The sequence below is a fragment of the Shimia aestuarii genome (genome assembly GCF_022814865.1).
In the GTDB taxonomy this organism is placed as follows: domain Bacteria; phylum Pseudomonadota; class Alphaproteobacteria; order Rhodobacterales; family Rhodobacteraceae; genus Shimia; species Shimia aestuarii_A.
The window spans coordinates 34,470-50,042 of sequence record NZ_JAKVRD010000017.1 but is presented as its reverse complement, the minus strand read 5'-3'; the positions used below and the strand labels follow the sequence as shown (position 1 = coordinate 50,042).

Annotated in this window: 17 protein-coding genes; all 17 read right to left on the bottom strand. The window is 59.4% G+C overall.

Going from position 1 to position 15,573, the window contains the following annotated elements; genetic code table 11:
* Window positions 1–6: 6 nt before the first annotated feature.
* Entirely contained in the window at window positions 7–723 is a 717-nt protein-coding gene (locus tag MK745_RS15060; RefSeq protein ID WP_131815006.1) for a hypothetical protein, read from the bottom strand.
* A gap of 23 nt (window positions 724–746) precedes the next feature.
* A complete protein-coding gene (locus MK745_RS15055; protein WP_243614090.1) occupies window positions 747–3,065 on the bottom strand; it encodes a ThiF family adenylyltransferase in 2,319 nt (772 codons plus the stop codon).
* Window positions 3,066–3,074: 9 nt separating this feature from the next.
* Window positions 3,075–4,247 carry a metallohydrolase gene (locus MK745_RS15050; protein ID WP_093412170.1) on the bottom strand — a complete coding sequence of 391 codons (1,173 nt, stop codon included), beginning with the start codon at window positions 4,245–4,247 and terminating at the stop codon, window positions 3,075–3,077.
* A 222-nt stretch (window positions 4,248–4,469) separates the two neighbouring features.
* Complete coding sequence (locus MK745_RS15045) at window positions 4,470–5,549, bottom strand: type IV secretion system protein (protein WP_243614089.1); 1,080 nt, start codon at window positions 5,547–5,549, stop codon at window positions 4,470–4,472.
* 6 nt (window positions 5,550–5,555) lie between these two features.
* Window positions 5,556–5,960 carry a hypothetical protein gene (locus MK745_RS15040; RefSeq protein WP_082386782.1) on the bottom strand — a complete coding sequence of 135 codons (405 nt, stop codon included), beginning with the start codon at window positions 5,958–5,960 and terminating at the stop codon, window positions 5,556–5,558.
* On the bottom strand, window positions 5,957–6,145 hold the full coding sequence (locus MK745_RS15035) for a hypothetical protein (RefSeq protein ID WP_054540613.1): 189 nt from the start codon (window positions 6,143–6,145) through the stop codon (window positions 5,957–5,959). The genes MK745_RS15040 and MK745_RS15035 overlap by 4 nt, the downstream gene beginning before the upstream one ends.
* Entirely contained in the window at window positions 6,142–7,128 is a 987-nt protein-coding gene (locus MK745_RS15030) for an ATPase, T2SS/T4P/T4SS family (protein WP_043755074.1), read from the bottom strand. The genes MK745_RS15035 and MK745_RS15030 overlap by 4 nt, the downstream gene beginning before the upstream one ends.
* 4 nt (window positions 7,129–7,132) lie before the next feature.
* On the bottom strand, window positions 7,133–8,512 hold the full coding sequence (locus MK745_RS15025) for a TrbI/VirB10 family protein (protein WP_043755071.1): 1,380 nt from the start codon (window positions 8,510–8,512) through the stop codon (window positions 7,133–7,135).
* Window positions 8,509–9,195, bottom strand: coding sequence for a TrbG/VirB9 family P-type conjugative transfer protein (locus tag MK745_RS15020; RefSeq protein WP_173585992.1), 687 nt, complete (start codon window positions 9,193–9,195; stop codon window positions 8,509–8,511). The genes MK745_RS15025 and MK745_RS15020 overlap by 4 nt, the downstream gene beginning before the upstream one ends.
* An 11-nt stretch (window positions 9,196–9,206) precedes the next feature.
* Window positions 9,207–9,860, bottom strand: coding sequence for a virB8 family protein (locus tag MK745_RS15015; RefSeq protein ID WP_043755065.1), 654 nt, complete (start codon window positions 9,858–9,860; stop codon window positions 9,207–9,209).
* A 15-nt stretch (window positions 9,861–9,875) separates the two neighbouring features.
* Window positions 9,876–10,685 carry a type IV secretion system protein gene (locus tag MK745_RS15010; RefSeq protein WP_040884167.1) on the bottom strand — a complete coding sequence of 270 codons (810 nt, stop codon included), beginning with the start codon at window positions 10,683–10,685 and terminating at the stop codon, window positions 9,876–9,878.
* Complete coding sequence (locus MK745_RS15005; RefSeq protein ID WP_173585991.1) at window positions 10,685–11,839, bottom strand: lytic transglycosylase domain-containing protein; 1,155 nt, start codon at window positions 11,837–11,839, stop codon at window positions 10,685–10,687. The genes MK745_RS15010 and MK745_RS15005 overlap by 1 nt, the downstream gene beginning before the upstream one ends.
* Window positions 11,829–11,996 carry a hypothetical protein gene (locus tag MK745_RS15000; RefSeq protein WP_008327378.1) on the bottom strand — a complete coding sequence of 56 codons (168 nt, stop codon included), beginning with the start codon at window positions 11,994–11,996 and terminating at the stop codon, window positions 11,829–11,831. The genes MK745_RS15005 and MK745_RS15000 overlap by 11 nt, the downstream gene beginning before the upstream one ends.
* A complete protein-coding gene (locus MK745_RS14995; RefSeq protein ID WP_197922769.1) occupies window positions 11,993–14,368 on the bottom strand; it encodes a type IV secretion system DNA-binding domain-containing protein in 2,376 nt (791 codons plus the stop codon). The genes MK745_RS15000 and MK745_RS14995 overlap by 4 nt, the downstream gene beginning before the upstream one ends.
* On the bottom strand, window positions 14,358–14,636 hold the full coding sequence (locus MK745_RS14990) for a type IV secretion system protein VirB3 (protein WP_008282962.1): 279 nt from the start codon (window positions 14,634–14,636) through the stop codon (window positions 14,358–14,360). Before MK745_RS14990 ends, MK745_RS14995 begins: the two co-directional genes overlap by 11 nt.
* The gene (locus MK745_RS14985) at window positions 14,629–14,922 is read right to left on the bottom strand and encodes a TrbC/VirB2 family protein (protein ID WP_008282963.1); all 294 of its coding nucleotides are present in this window, start codon (window positions 14,920–14,922) and stop codon (window positions 14,629–14,631) included. The genes MK745_RS14990 and MK745_RS14985 overlap by 8 nt, the downstream gene beginning before the upstream one ends.
* A complete protein-coding gene (locus MK745_RS14980) occupies window positions 14,919–15,533 on the bottom strand; it encodes a lytic transglycosylase domain-containing protein (RefSeq protein ID WP_243614088.1) in 615 nt (204 codons plus the stop codon). Before MK745_RS14980 ends, MK745_RS14985 begins: the two co-directional genes overlap by 4 nt.
* Between the last annotated feature and the right edge of the window lie 40 nt (window positions 15,534–15,573).

Below are 15,573 nucleotides of genomic sequence, written 5' to 3'. Positions count from 1 at the left end.
ATTCGCTCAGTGTTCTAAGCACAGCGACAGAATTTTTTCGGCATAGACCTGAGACGCGTGTTCTACAGAGCTCTTCGTCACCAAAAATACCCACATCAAAAGCCCAATAATTGCGGCTCCGCAAAGCAGTGCCCCGAGAACGAACGCAGTCGACCCGCTCTCGAGATCATATAAGAAATATGCACTTCCAAGAGCCACCGTGGTGGTGATTGCAATGCCCAATGGTTTCAATCCGAGCAAATTGCGCGCGAACCCATACGCAATGTTCTCATTCAACAGAAGGCTTGCTTCTGATTGCGGGCGGGTGTGCTCAAGCAACCAACGTACTGCTAGCAAGCGGTCATCCTGAGCGTTCTTTGGGTCCTGGGTCTCATCAACTAAACTCGGCAAGATAATCTTGCTATGTTTCTCAATGTATGAGCGACACCTCGTCTTCATGGTCTTGGGTAAACGATCATCGGAAAGGGAAAGCAAAGACGCAGTATGCAGACGTCCAACTCGGCTGCCCATTTTGCGCTCAACATTTTGACCAAACTTACGCGCCAACCGCGTCAACGCGAACAGGACCCCGCAAGTGACGACAAATGCAGCTATGGTACCCAATTGGGTCCAAACAGCTGGAAACCAAACAAAGACAAAAAGGAGCGCGGGCAACAGCGTCAAAAGCGCCGGATTGAGACGGGCAGTCCTATCGTAGCGGTCCATACCGAACATCTTATCCATCTGCATGAACTCTTCGATGAAAATTAGGCATTTTCGTCTCCTCCGAGTTCGGAGGACAAGTCCACCGCCTCTGCGATAAGCTGACGGTACCCAGTTGGGGTTCTGATAATCATCAGAACGGGAAACAGCTGTCCAATTGCAAGCTTGGCCGCTGTACTGAAATCAGTTGTAGAGGGACCAGTGGACGCAAGGTGATTGTGCCACGTTCCTAGCGCGTAGAGAGTGTTTCCCGAAGACTTGGATAATTGTGCGAGCTGATCACTCAAACCTTCGGTACCCAGAACAAACTCCGTTTTAGAAAATCTGCTATCGGGCGGAGCTGGAATCGTATCTACGACTTGAAAGACGTTACCGATGGCCGAGAAGCGCCCGACCAAAACACCGCCGGTTTCAGATCCCGGCTTGCGCGCAATTTCAGCGTCAATTTCTATCGTAACCCGGCGGGCAAGCCGCGTTTCAAGCGCGCCCATCTTGGGTCCTTTTACGATGGTATAGGGTTCAACGTTATGGCTTTCCCAATTCTGGGAAAGACCATCGGCCTGCAGGTGCCCAATGTTGAATTGCCCACTTTCATCCACATACCTGCCGGAAAGCACGTCGCTTGTCAGCTTCGCGAGCGGAGCCGCCATCATAGAAAGCCGAGTGTCTGAGGCAATCATCGAGAAGCTCGAGCAACCTTGACCAATGATGATCTCGTCAGCGCTTTGGCCCATCACTTTAGATCGGAGTGCGTCGTCGCTCCGTAAATGGTGATAAAACTCGGTCATCAGGTCGCTGCTACTGGGGTTGGCGCTCTGGCCTGACACCGAGAAGAAACCAATGTCACTATCACCCATTAGGCTTGCTTCCATCACCCGTGGTGTCTTGCCCTTCGCCCAATCTGTATAGCTCAGGGTTTCCCGCAAAACCGCAGAGGCGGTAGTGTTCAATAGTGCTTTGGATTTTTCGAGCTTCAGCTTTCTGCGAAGCTCTTTGGTACGCAGCACAGTGTTGGCATCAATCCGATACCCATCCGTCTCCTGCGCAAGTTTGCTGACGTCATGCGCAAATTCCCCAGCCTTGGAAGAGTAGAACATCGAATCCAAATCAGCAGAATACGGCAAGCAGGAATGTCGCGCGTAGTTGTGCGGTTCCATGGTGTCGTTGTCTATGACCGATATCGGGGCACGGCCGGACCGCGCGAGATGCATCGCAATTTTCGAACCTAAGCTTCCACAACCTAGCATGGACCATGAAAGCCATTGCGAGCTGGGATCACCATGCGAGGTTCTTCTCAAGACATCGATCGAGATCGAATCTCTGTGGCCCGCCAAACGGACAATCGCACTTGATGTCGGCTTGAGATCATCCACAGATTGGAATTCGATCACATATGGGCAGATTTCAAGAGGTGAGGCTTGGCCAATGAGATTGAACGGTCGGCGGGCGATCAATATCACTGTGACTGGCAACGCCTTTTTGATGGTATAGCCGTCGAGCTTCGAACGCAGCCACTTCATCCTCTCTGCCAGCATCTTGCCGCAGCCGTAGAGTTCAGCGCGTTCGTATAACTCTGCAACGTTGCCTACTGTCTCTGGAAGATAGCGGTCACAGATGATTGGCTTTCCGTTTGGATGCTTGCCGGGCCAGACAATCAGTCCGAGGCTAAACCCCGTCCATTCGTTGTCACCTTTCGGGACCTGTCCAAGGGATTTCAGTGTCTTTTCATCAATTTTGACCTGCTCATCGCCCTTTAGACAGATTCGATAGTAGGGGTCGGACTGACCCATCTGCGCAAAAACCCACGTACGGTGCCAAGTCCCGCCGGACCTACGTTTAACTACACTCCGGATCTGCGAGGCATCTCCAACAATAAGGTCGTTCAAGTGGTCACGCCGAACAAATTCCCAACCATGTTTTGGATCATTCAGTTTCAGCATCGCTGCTCGATCGAGCCAGTCCAGAAGTTGCTGGAGAAGCGCAAGAATACCGCCCCCGGACTGAATTAGCTCACGTGGAGATCCGAAAACGAGGCACGGTTCGGGCGCTGCACCGGCCGCACTTGGCTGTAAGTGAGGATGGGACCGGTCAAAGTCGTCCCGTAAACTCGGGCGCGGTGCAAACAGAGGGAAGGAGACAGGAAACGATAGTTTGACGGGCTCGACACGTCGTACTCCCGACGGGCTTTCGCCTCGAAACCGAGATGGAAGTTCCGTTTTGATTTGTAGAGTCACATCCACCGGACAATCGTCATCAGCCCGCGACGCAATAGCTATGCCGATTACTTGAGGGTGCTTGTCCAGTGTGCGAATCGCACGGGCAATGGCTACGGGAACGGCTAGAAGATTATCGACGGTTACCATGCAGCTGACTCATGCCAAGTCTGACCCACAACCATGAGCATGTGCCTCGACTCCAAGAGCGGACGATGAAGAGATCGCGGCTGCCATTTTCAGGGAGGCGACTTTTGGACCATGTTCGGTGATTTCCATCTTTAGCGGCTTGTCACCTTTTTCGTCCTCTAAACACCGGAACTCCCCATTGATTTCCGCTTCGCTCAGAATGGCTTCATATTCTTCCTTTGCGCGGATACAGGGCGGATCGTTGTCGTCGTCTATAACACTCTTACTGCTCGCCAGGATTATTGCACCGCCGTTTGCTTGCGAAAGAGCTGATCGGGCATCTTCAGAAACTACCGCATCTTTTCCCTTTTTGGACCAGCTGTCGTGCGACAGTGACCGCCAGGAACAATGATGGGGCGCGATCAAGACATCATATGCAAGAACCTCGGGAGTTTCAGAATACTCTGCCCAAATTTTCTCCCAAATCGCCACTTCGGCGTCACCACCAAACAGGTACTGGGCGGCGTTTTCGGTATCATCTTTCGCAAGCGTAAACTGAGTGATGACACTAGAGTTGTTCTTGCTGAGCAACTCTTCTTCGTCTTCATCGTCCGTGACCGGCAGCGGAGCCAACAAGACCGCCTTGAAACTGTCATCTGCTACGCCGCAAATCTCGGAAAATGTCTCGCCCGTTTTGATCAGAATGTCGGCCAAATCATCCGTCTTGCCGTCCGCATCCTCGCTCAGGATCAAAATTCTGCTTCCGTCTTCGATATCTTTGTCCTGGCGGAACATTTCAACGCGCCGGCGCGCTTCTGTCGCCCAAGCCTTTGCGTCAGCGCAAAGCTTGTTGGTACTGCTGGCACGTCTAAAAACAATTGGGGAAGACCACATCTCGCGAATTACGATCTTGTCGTCTTCGGGCGACCAATCCTCAATTTTGCCGAGATGAAAATGGTTCTGCAGTCCAGAGCAGTGATCCATGTCCGGATGCGTCAGCAAGAATGCATCGATAAACAGACGTCCGTCGCTGTCACGGTCAAGCGCTTTGCGAAGCTGTGCTCCAACATCAGGCACATCCTCATCTTTGTCATCAGCAGAGGCACTAATATTTATGTCTACGAGAATATAACGGCCACTCTGTGTTTTGATTAGGCTCATGTCACCATTGGCGACTTTGAAATGCGAAGTTTCGACGCTCATCAGTACTGCTCCTTAGCTTGGAAAACCTGAGTGACGCGCCTCCCACCGAATCGAACAAGTTTACGCTTTGTTCTTAACATAGTTGATCGAGGATAGCCTTTCAACAACATGTTGTGTCCCGCAATAGGCATCGCCAAAATTCCATTAATGACTATGGTCTGCTTTAAAAACCTGCGCCGCTGCGTTGATGGGATGCGCAGATGTCCACTTCGTTTCGCGCCATCACCGCTTGCCAAGGCGTCCCAACCTTGAAAGCTGTGCCAGCATCCGGGCTCCTGCGCCGGTCCCGTCGCCGGGAGCAGCAGCGGTTGGCCCTCCCGCAGTATTGGGTCGGCTTGGCAACGCTTGCACACCAAAGAATTGTCGCGCCCGCAGAGCTGCGTATTCCGCGCCAGTCGCACCTCCGATGGCGTACCGGTTGTAGACTTGTTGGCTGCCTGCGAGTCCTCGGGCAAAGGCATAGCTTCCCCCGAATCCGGCCGAGAGTGCTGGCATCATGATGTTTCCAGAAATCGCCCGAACCAGGAATGGCGTTGCTATGATGAATCCCTTTGCCATCAGCACCATCATGAAGAACGGAATGAGCGCACCGATGTTGGAGGCGCCTTCCGGGTCGCCCAGCTTAGCAAGAAGCGCACGCGAGACACCCGTGATGGTCGCGAACACGCCGGCAACGACGATCGGGTATATCGCGAAGGAAATCAGTGCCGAAAGCCAGCGTGCGAAATAATCCTTGGTCACCTCGAACAGGGTCAAGAAGATCATCACTGGCGCAATGCCAATTAGCAGAGCGATCATGAGCCGGGACGCCACAACAATAAATGCCGCCAACCCGCCAAGAATCGAGAGCAGCAGAACCCCAAGTGTGTCAAGCAAGGCACCCGCCATCCAGTTCAGCTCAGATCCCGCAGCATTCAGATAATCCCCTAGCGCTGCAATCAGTTCGTCAAATTCCTCTGCAAAGGTACCGGACGGACCAGGTGATCCGCCGCCGACAGAAGCCACAAGGGCGCCGGCAATGCTGTCAATTCCGTTCAGTATTGCTGAGGCAAGCGCATTGAACTGGACCCAGTTGGCCGCGAAGACCCCTATAAGTCCGACCTTCACGGCCAGCCAAAAGGCAGTTCGGCCGTCCATGGCGCGATACTGGTAGATCATGTTGATGAAGACCAGAATGACAACTAGTGTTGTTCCCAGAACCAGCAACGTGCCGACCGTTGCGGCGACCGCGCCGAATTGCGTCTCGGCAGCGGTATTGAGATAGCCTTCAGCGGTTTCCACGAAATAGGTGACGACACTCATGGAGACCTACCAGTTTCCGGTGGCTTCGCAGATAGGCATGGCTTCGCGTCGAAGCTCATTTGCTTGGCGTCGGTATGCGGAAGTCGCTTCCACGATGTCCCAGTATTCAGATGCGGCGAAATGCTCGATGTATACGCGTTCGGCTGCTGCCCAAGATGGATACCGCGTGGGACAGTCGCAGTTTTGCGATTCTACGACGCGCTCCATGCTTTGAGCCCGATATATCTGTTGGATTAAAAGGCGCTTATAGGATTCGCGCACATTGATGTTCTGCATCCACTTCGGCTCAGGTGGCTGGTCTGGGCAAACATTTGGGTGGTTGTCGAGCGTCGGGATCAGGTTCCGCTCGGCTACGCCAGCAGTTGTGCCAAAGATCAAGAGCAGGCCAGCGACTGCGATAGCCCGTGTCATTCCGATGCCGCCTTCATTGTACCAGTCTCACGCTTCAAGAAAGTGGTGTAGCCGTAGTCGCCGGCTTCGGCGGTGATAACCTCCCACCCTTCCGCGCCGCGCTCATTCAAAGCACGTCGCACCTCGTCGTAGTCCTTTTGCTTCTTCACCGGAAAGGACAGGATATCGTATTCAAAGGTTTTCATTGGGAAGCTCCGATCTCATTGGTGCCGGGGAGGTAGAATTCGGTGATGCCGCGTTTGCCATCATGGCGACCGGCCTGGATGATTACGTCGATGGAGTTCTCGATGTACTGGATCATGTCGGCATAGGTCATCGGGATCTCGGTCTTGAGTGCGGCGATGGCCAGACGCTGCACGGCAAGTTGCGGGGTTTCTGCGTGCAGCGTGGTCATTGAGCCGCCATGGCCAGTGTTGATCGCCTCGAGGAAGGTCATGGCTTCCTTGCCGCGCACCTCGCCCAGGATGATCCGGTCGGGGCGCATGCGCAACGTTGCGGTGAGCAGCACATCGGCGGTCTGGAACTCCGCATCGCGATTGGCGATGAGGGTCACGGCATTGGGCTGGGTCGGCAGAAGCTCGGCGGCTTCCTCGATGGTGACGATGCGTTCCTCGGATGGCACGTGCGAGAGGATCTTGCGTGCAGCCACGGTCTTGCCGGTGGAGGTGCCGCCAGAGACGATCATGTTAAGCTTGTTGTCGACGCAAAAGGCCAGCGCATCGTCGATCACGCCCGCGGCCACCACTTCGCGCAGTTCGTGGGTTTTCTCGAGGCGGAGTTCTTCAAGCTTGCGTTCCTTGCCAAAAAGGAAATCAAGCGCAATCCCGTCAAGCGGCAGGCTTGAGAAGAACCGAAGGCTGATCGACATGGCCGAGAGCACGGCAGGCGGGGTGATGACCTGTGCGCGGATCGGGCGCCCCTTGTAGGTGATCGAGACCGAGACGATCGGGCGGTCCTTGCTCATCGTTGTGTTGGCGGAAGAGGCGATCTGGTTGCCGAGGTCCTTCACTTCTGTTGCGGTCAACGCCTGGTCCAGCCTCCGCATGAAGTGATCGCCCTGGAATTCGCCCCAGCAGGTGCCATCAGGGTTGATGCAGATCTCGATGACATCGTCGCGAGCGGCGGCGTCGATCCGGTCGAGCGAGGTTTCGAGATAGCTCAGCGACATGGGCTCAGAATATCTCCAGATCGCGGTCGACCATGACCGTGACGCGGGCGCCCTGGTCGACATAGATGACGGGGCCGATGGAGAGGTAATCGCCTATGACGCTGTCCGTGGCATCTGCCAGATCATCGCCAACGTCTTCGAGAGCGTCGGCGGCAGTCTCATCCTGGACTTCGGAGGCGGCAGCACTGGGTGCTGCTGAGATCAGCGAGATCAGGGCGGCCGACCCGAAACGCTCGGCGAAGCGTGTGTCCACGAAACCGGTGACGCCAGAACGGCCCAGTTCATCACCTCCGAAGGAGCTGATCTGGACGGTCTGGCCCGCGGGCAGGATGATCCGGTCCCAGGCGATGGTGACCCGGCGCTGCGCGATATCGACGCCAGCGCGGTAGCGCCCGATGAGACGGGATCCGCGGGGGATCAAGAGGCGCGCGCCATCGACGCTGTAGACATCCTCGGACACCACGGCACGGGTCTGGCCGGGCAGGGAGCTGTCAAGGGCAGTTTCCATGACGGCCTGGATCATGGTGCCCTGTAGAATCGTGTTGGAGGGATTGGCGATCACCTCGGCCTGCGTCACGGTAGAGGGCAGCGCCCCGTTCAGCACGAAATCCGTCACCTCGCCAAAAGTGCGTTCGGTCAGAGCTGTTTCATTCGCTCCGGAGGCACCGCCAAAAGCGATGGTCGGCGAGGCGATGCGCCGCTCCTGGAAGGCGCGTTCCTCCGCGGCGCGGCGTTCAAGTTCCGCGAGCCGTCTTGCTTCTTCCTCGCGCCGGAGCCGCTCTTCTTCCCGCGCGCGTAACTCGTCCTCGGTGGGCCCGATGGGTGCCGGAAGGGGCCGGTTGGCCTCAAGCTGCGCGAGCTCAAGGTCCATGCGGAGTTGCTCCAGTTCGCGGTCGCGCGCCGTGAGCTCATCGCGAAACTGCTGTTGCGCGGTTTCCGACGCGGCTTGCAGGGCCGCGATCTGCGCGGTCAGCGCGTCAATCGCATCTGCGGCAGCGGTGTCTTCCTCGACAACTGGTTCAGGGGCGTTGCGCAACTCCTCGATCTGGGCCTGCAGCGCGGTGATCTGCGCCAGAAGCTCCGCGTTGGGCTCGACTGGATCCGGTCCGACAAACACAACCTCGGGCTCGGGCGGGGGCAAGGTCTCGATGGCGCCAAAGCCGTCCCCCTCGTTTTGGAAGACATCCGGGGTGGCCGTCGGCAAGGCTTCCTCTTCGTCGGGCTGTGAGAGAAGATAAAGCAGGGCACCACCCGCGCCGATGACGAGGACCACGATCAGCGCGAGAAGGGGCGACCGGCGCTGCGCCGCCGTGGGGGCGCGGGCACTGCCTTTCTCAAGGGCGGCGAGGCGTTTTTCCAGCTCGGTGTTCTCGGTATCGCTCATGAGGCGGCCTCCGCGGGCGGGATCGCCTCGATGCAGACCACCTCTTCGCCAAGTCGCAGGACCCATTGGCGGTTTACGCCGCTGACGCGGATCACACCGTCCTCAGGGGTTTGCGTGTTGACCGTGCGTTCACGGCCGCCCGCGTAGCGGAAGATCGCTGGCACAGGTGCGTTTCTTGGAAAGGCGAAATACGTGAACGTCCCGTCATCCCAGATGCGGGTTGGCGTGAACTCGGTCCGCGCGCTGGCGCCGTAATTGTAGTTCGGCGCTTGGGCGGCGATGGCCCGGATCGGGCGCGCAGCGTCGTCAGGGTAGCGGAACTGCACAACGTAGAAGGTCGGGCTGCGGACCTCCTCGACGTTGAAATAGTAGCTTCGCCTGTTCGTGTAGACCGTCACATTGGTATGGACACCGCGCGCGACGGGCTTGATTGCAAAGGCCTGACCACCGGGGACGCCATCGATCTCGAAGCCTTCCGTGTCGCCCGCGATGATCGAGCGGATGCTTTCACCCTCACCGAATTCGACCGTGGTCACATGGGTGAGCGACACGCTGAGACGGTAGACCTGACCCTCCTGGTAGGTGGCCAAGCGCACTCGGCTGTCGTTGGGACCGCCACGCGGGATGGTTTCGGCAGAGGCGAGGCCGGGCAACAGGGCAATGACAAAAATAAGCGATCTCATATACAACAACGTCAGTTCTCCAATCTGTCGGAGCGGATGGAATATTCGCGCACGGTGAAGCCGAAGGGGTTGGTCCAGACCTCGTCGATGGAGCGGCGGGTCTCCGGGCGGAACTCGAAGAGAAGCGTCGCAGTGAAGAGGCCGGTCTGGGTGCCGTTAATGGACGTCAGGCGCTTGCGCAGGCGGACCGTCGCGCGGTTGGTTCCGATCCGGTTGATGCTGAGGATTTCCACGTCGAGCCTGGCGTTGGGGCCATAGACGGTCGGCGGGTAATTCTCGTTGGCGCTGTTCCAGATCTGGCGCAACCCGCTCTCGGCAGCTCCGTCCGAGCGGCGCAGGACGCTGCGGATGCGCAGATCGTTGTCGAGCTGGTTATAGACCTCGCGGTCGGTCACGTAGCGGAAGACCTCCGCCTCGATGATCGCCTGGTTGGCTGTGACAGACGTCGCGCCCACCGAAGCCTCGGGCAGGGCAAAGCCGGTGGCGGGATCATAGGGCACGACCACAGGCGGCGGATCGACATCGAGGATCGCGACAGCCGCCGCGCTCAGGCATCCGAGAATGCCGAAGATGAGCCCGATGAGCCCAAGGCGCTGCCAGAGGCGTTCACGGCGCAGAGCACCATAGACCAGCTCTTCTTCGATGATTTCCTGTTCACTCGCCACGCGTCATGCCTCAAATCAGTCTGCGCGCAGGTCCGGCAGCGTAAAGTCCATGAAGCGCTGCTCTTCGGCGATGGTGGCGGCATCGATCACGCCGCCTGTGCCATCGCCCACGGTCTGCACCGCTTCGAGCTGCCACATGGCGACCAGCGCGATGGCCAGTTCCGCCGTGACGCGGGTGTTGAGATCGACGCTTTCCTTCAGCTCATCCATGTCGTCGATGAGCCCGACAAGGCGGTCCACCCGCTCGAGCGATTGGCCGGCATCCTCATAGCTGTTCTGGGCGGCGGCCGAGACAAGGGCACCGGTGGTGGCCTGCGTCGCCACGCGGTTGGCCCCGGGATTGCCGCTGGTGGCCATTTCCGAGAGGGTGTCATCGTCAAATCCGAGATCGGCCAGCACCCGGTCCATCTGTGTTTCGATCTCGCCTGCGCCAGAACCGGACAGGCCGGAGAAATCCCCAGTCTTGATCGCCTCAATCGTGGCGAGGATGTCGCCGAACTCCTGGTCGAGCAGACCATTCAACTCGTCTTCCATTTCCGTCCGGATGATCTCCGGCAGTTCGGCGAGGCGGGTGAGGGCCTCGTAGGTTCTTTGCAGCTCCGCGAGTTGGTCCGTGAGAAGGCCGAGCTGTTCGCGGAGCTGCGTCAGCTGCTCGTTTTGCAAGATCTCGTCCTCGATCATCTGCCGCAGCTGCTGGATGTTTTGCGCGATGTTCTGGGTATCGACGACGGGCACGCCTTGCGCGAGGACGGGGGATAGGGCGCCAAGATGCAGACCAACCCCAAGTGTCGTGGCCAAAGCTGTCCTCAAGAGCAGATGTCCCATCATTCAATCTCCCTGATCGTAAAATCCATGAACGCGCCTTCGGCCATGCGGGCGCTGGCCTGGGCCAGCTCTTCGGCGGAGAGCACGCGGGTGCGGGCGGCCTGAAGCCGGATGCGGGCGGCCACGAGACGCACGAGTTCGGCGCGGGCATAAGTGTTGAGCGCAACGCTCTCCTGCACATCCTCGGTCTCGGAAATCCGTTCGACGATATCCGCAATACGTAGGGCGGCTTGCCTGATCGCGGCGGGTGAGTTGTTGCCATAGAAGGCCGCGCCGTGCCCAGTGAGCGAGAGGTTGGCATTGGCCAGAAGCGCGGGGTCGATCGTGCCAAGCGCTTCGATCCCGCCGATACGGGTCAAATAGAGGTTATAGCGTTCGGGGATCACCTGGACGTAGTGCTGGGTCTCGCGAAAGGGTGGCACGCCGCCATACTCGAAAACCCGGCCGGGTCCCGCGTTATAGGCCGCGAGCGCATTGATGATATTGCCGTCGAAGGTGTTGAGCTGTGTCGCGAGATAGCGTGCACCGCCATGCACCTGCAGGTAGGGGCTGTCATAGTATTCCGGATTGATGCCCAGATCGCTGGCGGTACCGGGCATGATCTGGGTGAGGCCAAAGGCGCCGACGGGAGAGCGTGCACCGATGGTGAAACGGCTTTCCTGCCAGATCAGCGCCTGTAGGAGTGCGCGCCATTGGACCGGGGAGAGGCCCGCGCGGCCAACGCCGGCAAAGCCGCTGGTCTCCTGAGCCACGCGGATAATGAGCTGCTCGATGTTTTCCGCCGCATCCCCGAACATCTGCGCACCGCCGGGATTGGGGTCGATGTCGGCATTGCCATAGACCGCCTCGACTGACCGGGCCGGATCCCCGCTGCCGCTTTCCAGCCCCGAGACCATAGCCGGCAAGCCCTGACCGCCGAAGCTGGTCTGGGCATCGAGGATGCGTTGCAGGGTTTCCAGCTGCTCCCGTTCGATCTCGGCAATGAGTTCGCGCACGGCAAGCTTGTCGGCCTGAACGGCCAAGTCAGCCTCGCGATCGCCAGTCTCGACGATGTCACGCGCGGTCAGCCCACTGTCATTGGTCGGCACGCCTTGAGACAAAGCGAGACCGGGCAGCAGGCAAAGGGCCAGGATATGAGGCAGGCTAGACTTCAATGTCGCCCTCCGGTGCGCCAAGGGGCGTGAAGGTGCAATCAGGCGAGATGGCTGTCGTGGAGGCGAGGAAGGTGAAGCAATTGGCCTGCGGTTCCTGGTACTGGGCACAGGAGGCCAACGCACCGAGCGCGGCAACGAACATCAAAATACGGGTCATGAAAGCCTCCAGAAATCAGGGCGGTCGCGGTAATCGGCGCCGACAAGCGCTTCGCCCTTTTCCATGCCGCCAAGGATGGTGAGATTGGGTCCAAGCGCGCTCAGATCGGCATCGACGACGATCGAGCCCTGATCGTCGCGGATCAGCGCCAAGCGGCTGTTGCTGCCCGTGTTGAGAAGGACATCGAGCTCCTTCTCCGTGAGGTTCAGCATGGCGTAGTCCGCTGGCTGCGCGCGGATATTGGGGAGCAGGATCTGCGTCGGCACCGCCTCGATGATGGTCTTGCCGGTCCGGGTGCGCTCGAGCTGGCTTGCGTATTGCGTCATCATCACCGCGACCGTGTTCTGTTTGCGCGCTGTCACCAGCCAGTTCGACAGCCGCTCGGCGAAATACGCGTTATCGAGGGCCTTCCAGGCCTCGTCGATCACGATGATGGTGGGGCGGCGGTCCTCGATTTCGCGCTCGACCCGGCGGAAGAGATAGGACAGGACCGCCATCCGTTCCTTGTCGGCCTCGCTGTCGAGAATGCCGGTCAGATCGAAGCCCACCACATCGCCCTTGAGCGAGAACGTGTCCTCGAGGCTCTGCCCGAAGATCCAGCCATAGCGGCCGTCCTCGGTCCATTCGAGCAGGCGCTGGTGCAGATCGCCGCCATCGTCGGTGGACACAAAAAGCGATGCGAAATCCCGCCAGTTCCGCAGGGCCGGGTTTGTGGCCTGCGCGTTCTGGCGCACGACTTCCTGGATGCGATTGGTCTGGGCAGGAGTGAGCGGCTTGTCGGCGCGGTAGAGCAGGGTGGCAAGCCAGTCCGAGAGCCAGGCGGTGCCGCGCGCATCGGTCTCGGTCCAGAGCGGGTTGAGGCCCGTGGGCTGACCGGCGTTCAGGGACGCGTAGCGCCCGCCATTGGCGCGGACCGCCATCTCCATACCAAGACGGTAATCGAAGACGAAGATCCGCGCGCCTGCGCGACGGGCTTGCGTCATCAGAAAGGCGGACAGCACCGATTTGCCCGACCCGGGCCGACCCATGATCAGGGTATGCCCGCTGGTCGGTTCTTTGTCCGGGCTGCCCTGCTCGTGGTAGGAAAACCGGTAGGCGCTCTGCTCCGGCGTGGGCAAATAAGTGACGACCCGGCCCCAAGGGGTAAGTGCTGCGGGTTTGCCGAGCTGCGTCCGGTGGAAGGCCGCAAAATCCGCGAAGTTGCGATTGGTGACGGCGCTCGCGCGGACACGCTTGGGCTGGTTGCCGGGGTGCTGGCTGAGGTAATGGGCCTTTGCGGCGACCCGCTCGCCGATCATTTTCACGCCCTCGGTCGCGGCGGCATTCACGATCTCGGCGCTGAGCGTCTGCAGCTCTTCGAGCGTTTCGCAGAAGATCGTCACGACCATGTGGTGCTCACCGAAGCTCTGGCGTTTGGCCTCCAGATCATCGGCGGCGATGTCGAGCGCTTCCATAAGCGATAGGGCGGCGTCCTGGCTCGCCTGCATCTGGCGCTTTTGCCGCTTGATGCGGCCCGCCATGAGGTTCGAATTGATCGGCGTGAAGGAGTGCGTCACGATCATGTCGACTGGCAGGTTCAGCATGTCGAACATGGTGCAGGAGGTGCCTTCCGAGTATTCTCCGATGGTGAAGCTCTTGCCGTAGCGGTGGCCCACGACGCCCTCGGAGAGCTCGAAATGGTCGCCGTGAAACGTCACGCGGGTATTGGCGACGTTGAAGGACAGAAAGCCGTAGGTGTTGGCCGGGTAGAGCGGCAGCTCGGTGCCCGTGTTCAGCGCGCCCAAAAATCCCACCAACTCTCCCGATCCTGCTGACAGCAGGCGCGGCTTGAGCTCGGTAAGCCCCGAGAGGAAGACGTTCACGGCCTCACCGAGGCGCTGCAGGCGTTTGCGGGTCTCCTCCTTCAGTCGGTCCGGCGCGCTGCGGCTCAGGAACGGCAGGAGGCTTTTCGGGGGCGGACGGTGAATGACGGTGAGCGTCAGCGTCTTGTCGCGCAGCCCGCTGGTCTCGAGTTTTGCGCGCCAGCGCCGGTCCACCTCGCCTGCGAAGCTGTCCTCACGGATCGGGTCGAGATCAGGTTTGATGGCCTTGGAGACCTTGTGGACGTAATAGCTGAATTCCGGCCCGAGCTGCGCGACGATGCGGGCAAAAAGCGCCGTCACCTTGTCGAGATAGGCATCGTCGGTCGTGTAGCTGTTGATCCCCTCGAGCCGAATGCAGCGGAAGAGTTCGTTCACCCGGGTCCGCACGGTCTGGTCGTCGACGAGGCTTACATAGGGCAGCATATGCGCGAGGCGGGTCTCGCGCGCATACCAGTCTGGCGTCATTGTGCGGGCATCGAGCGCAGCACCACGGGCGTCATCACGGGGCATAGCTGTCCCCGCCATGGATGGACCTGTTGCGCGTGGGCGGTGTCTCCTGCAGGGCCGTCATCATCACGTCGATGAAACGCGGGTCCCAATCTGCGGCCTTCCACAGCACCGGATAGAGCAGGGCGGCGAAACCCAGCACCGCGATGTGCTGGACCCAGACGAACAAGAGCACAGAGCCGAAGAGCCAGACCATCGCGTACATGATGGGCAGGCCCAGAAGCTTCGGCGGGCGCACGAGGCCCAGAAAGAGGGGCGAGCGTTCAGCCACCGGCGAAGACCGCGGCAACAATGGTGGGAGCGGCGGCAACACCAGCGATGCCCACGAGGACCCAAAGCGCTTGGCGCAGGTCGATGATGTTGAAGAACCAGCTCAAGAAAACGCCGAGGACCGCGAGTGTGGCGATGACCACACCAAGAGGGCCGGTCAGCGCATCGACAATGCCCTGCAACAAGCTCTGGATCGGGGAGAGATCGATGCTCTGTGCAAGGGCGGGCTCGGCAATGAACAGGAATAGCGCCAGCGAGGCGACAAAGAGGTTTGAAATCTGTTTCACGAATTTGATCCTTCCAATCGGGCCACGACGGCCATGACACGGGCCACGTGGTTCTGGGTTTCTCGGTAAGGGGGAATGCCACCGTGTTGGCGCACGGCGTCGGGACCGGCGTTGTAGGCCGCCAGCGCCAGATGCGGATCGCCGAAGCGCTCCAGCATCATCGCGAGGTAGCGGGCAGAGCCCTCGAGGTTCTGCAGCGGATCACGCGGGTCGATGCCCAGATCACGCGCCGTCGCTGGCATCAATTGACCAAGGCCAATGGCACCTGCACTTGAAATCGCATCCTGCCGGTAGGCGCTCTCAACCTCGATATTGGCTCGATAGAGAGCTAGCCAATCCGTCACGGAAAGCCCCGCGCGACGCAGGCCGGGATGGCCGGCATAGCGCAAGGCCGTGGTCTGAATCCCGGAGAGGACATCGGCGCGGGGCAGGGGAGTCGGGCGGGCAAGGGCCGCGACTTGGACGCCCTCTTGCTCGGCCTCTACCTCGCCGAAGATCGCGATCCCATCGGAGGCCGAACTCTGACCAATCCCTTCATTGTAGTTTCGAGCAAAGCTGCTCTGAGAGCGGGACGGGGTCAGGGAGCCGTCGCTCTCCATGACCAGGACCATTTGCGCTGAGGCAGGTGCTGCGACCAGCCAGAGACAGACG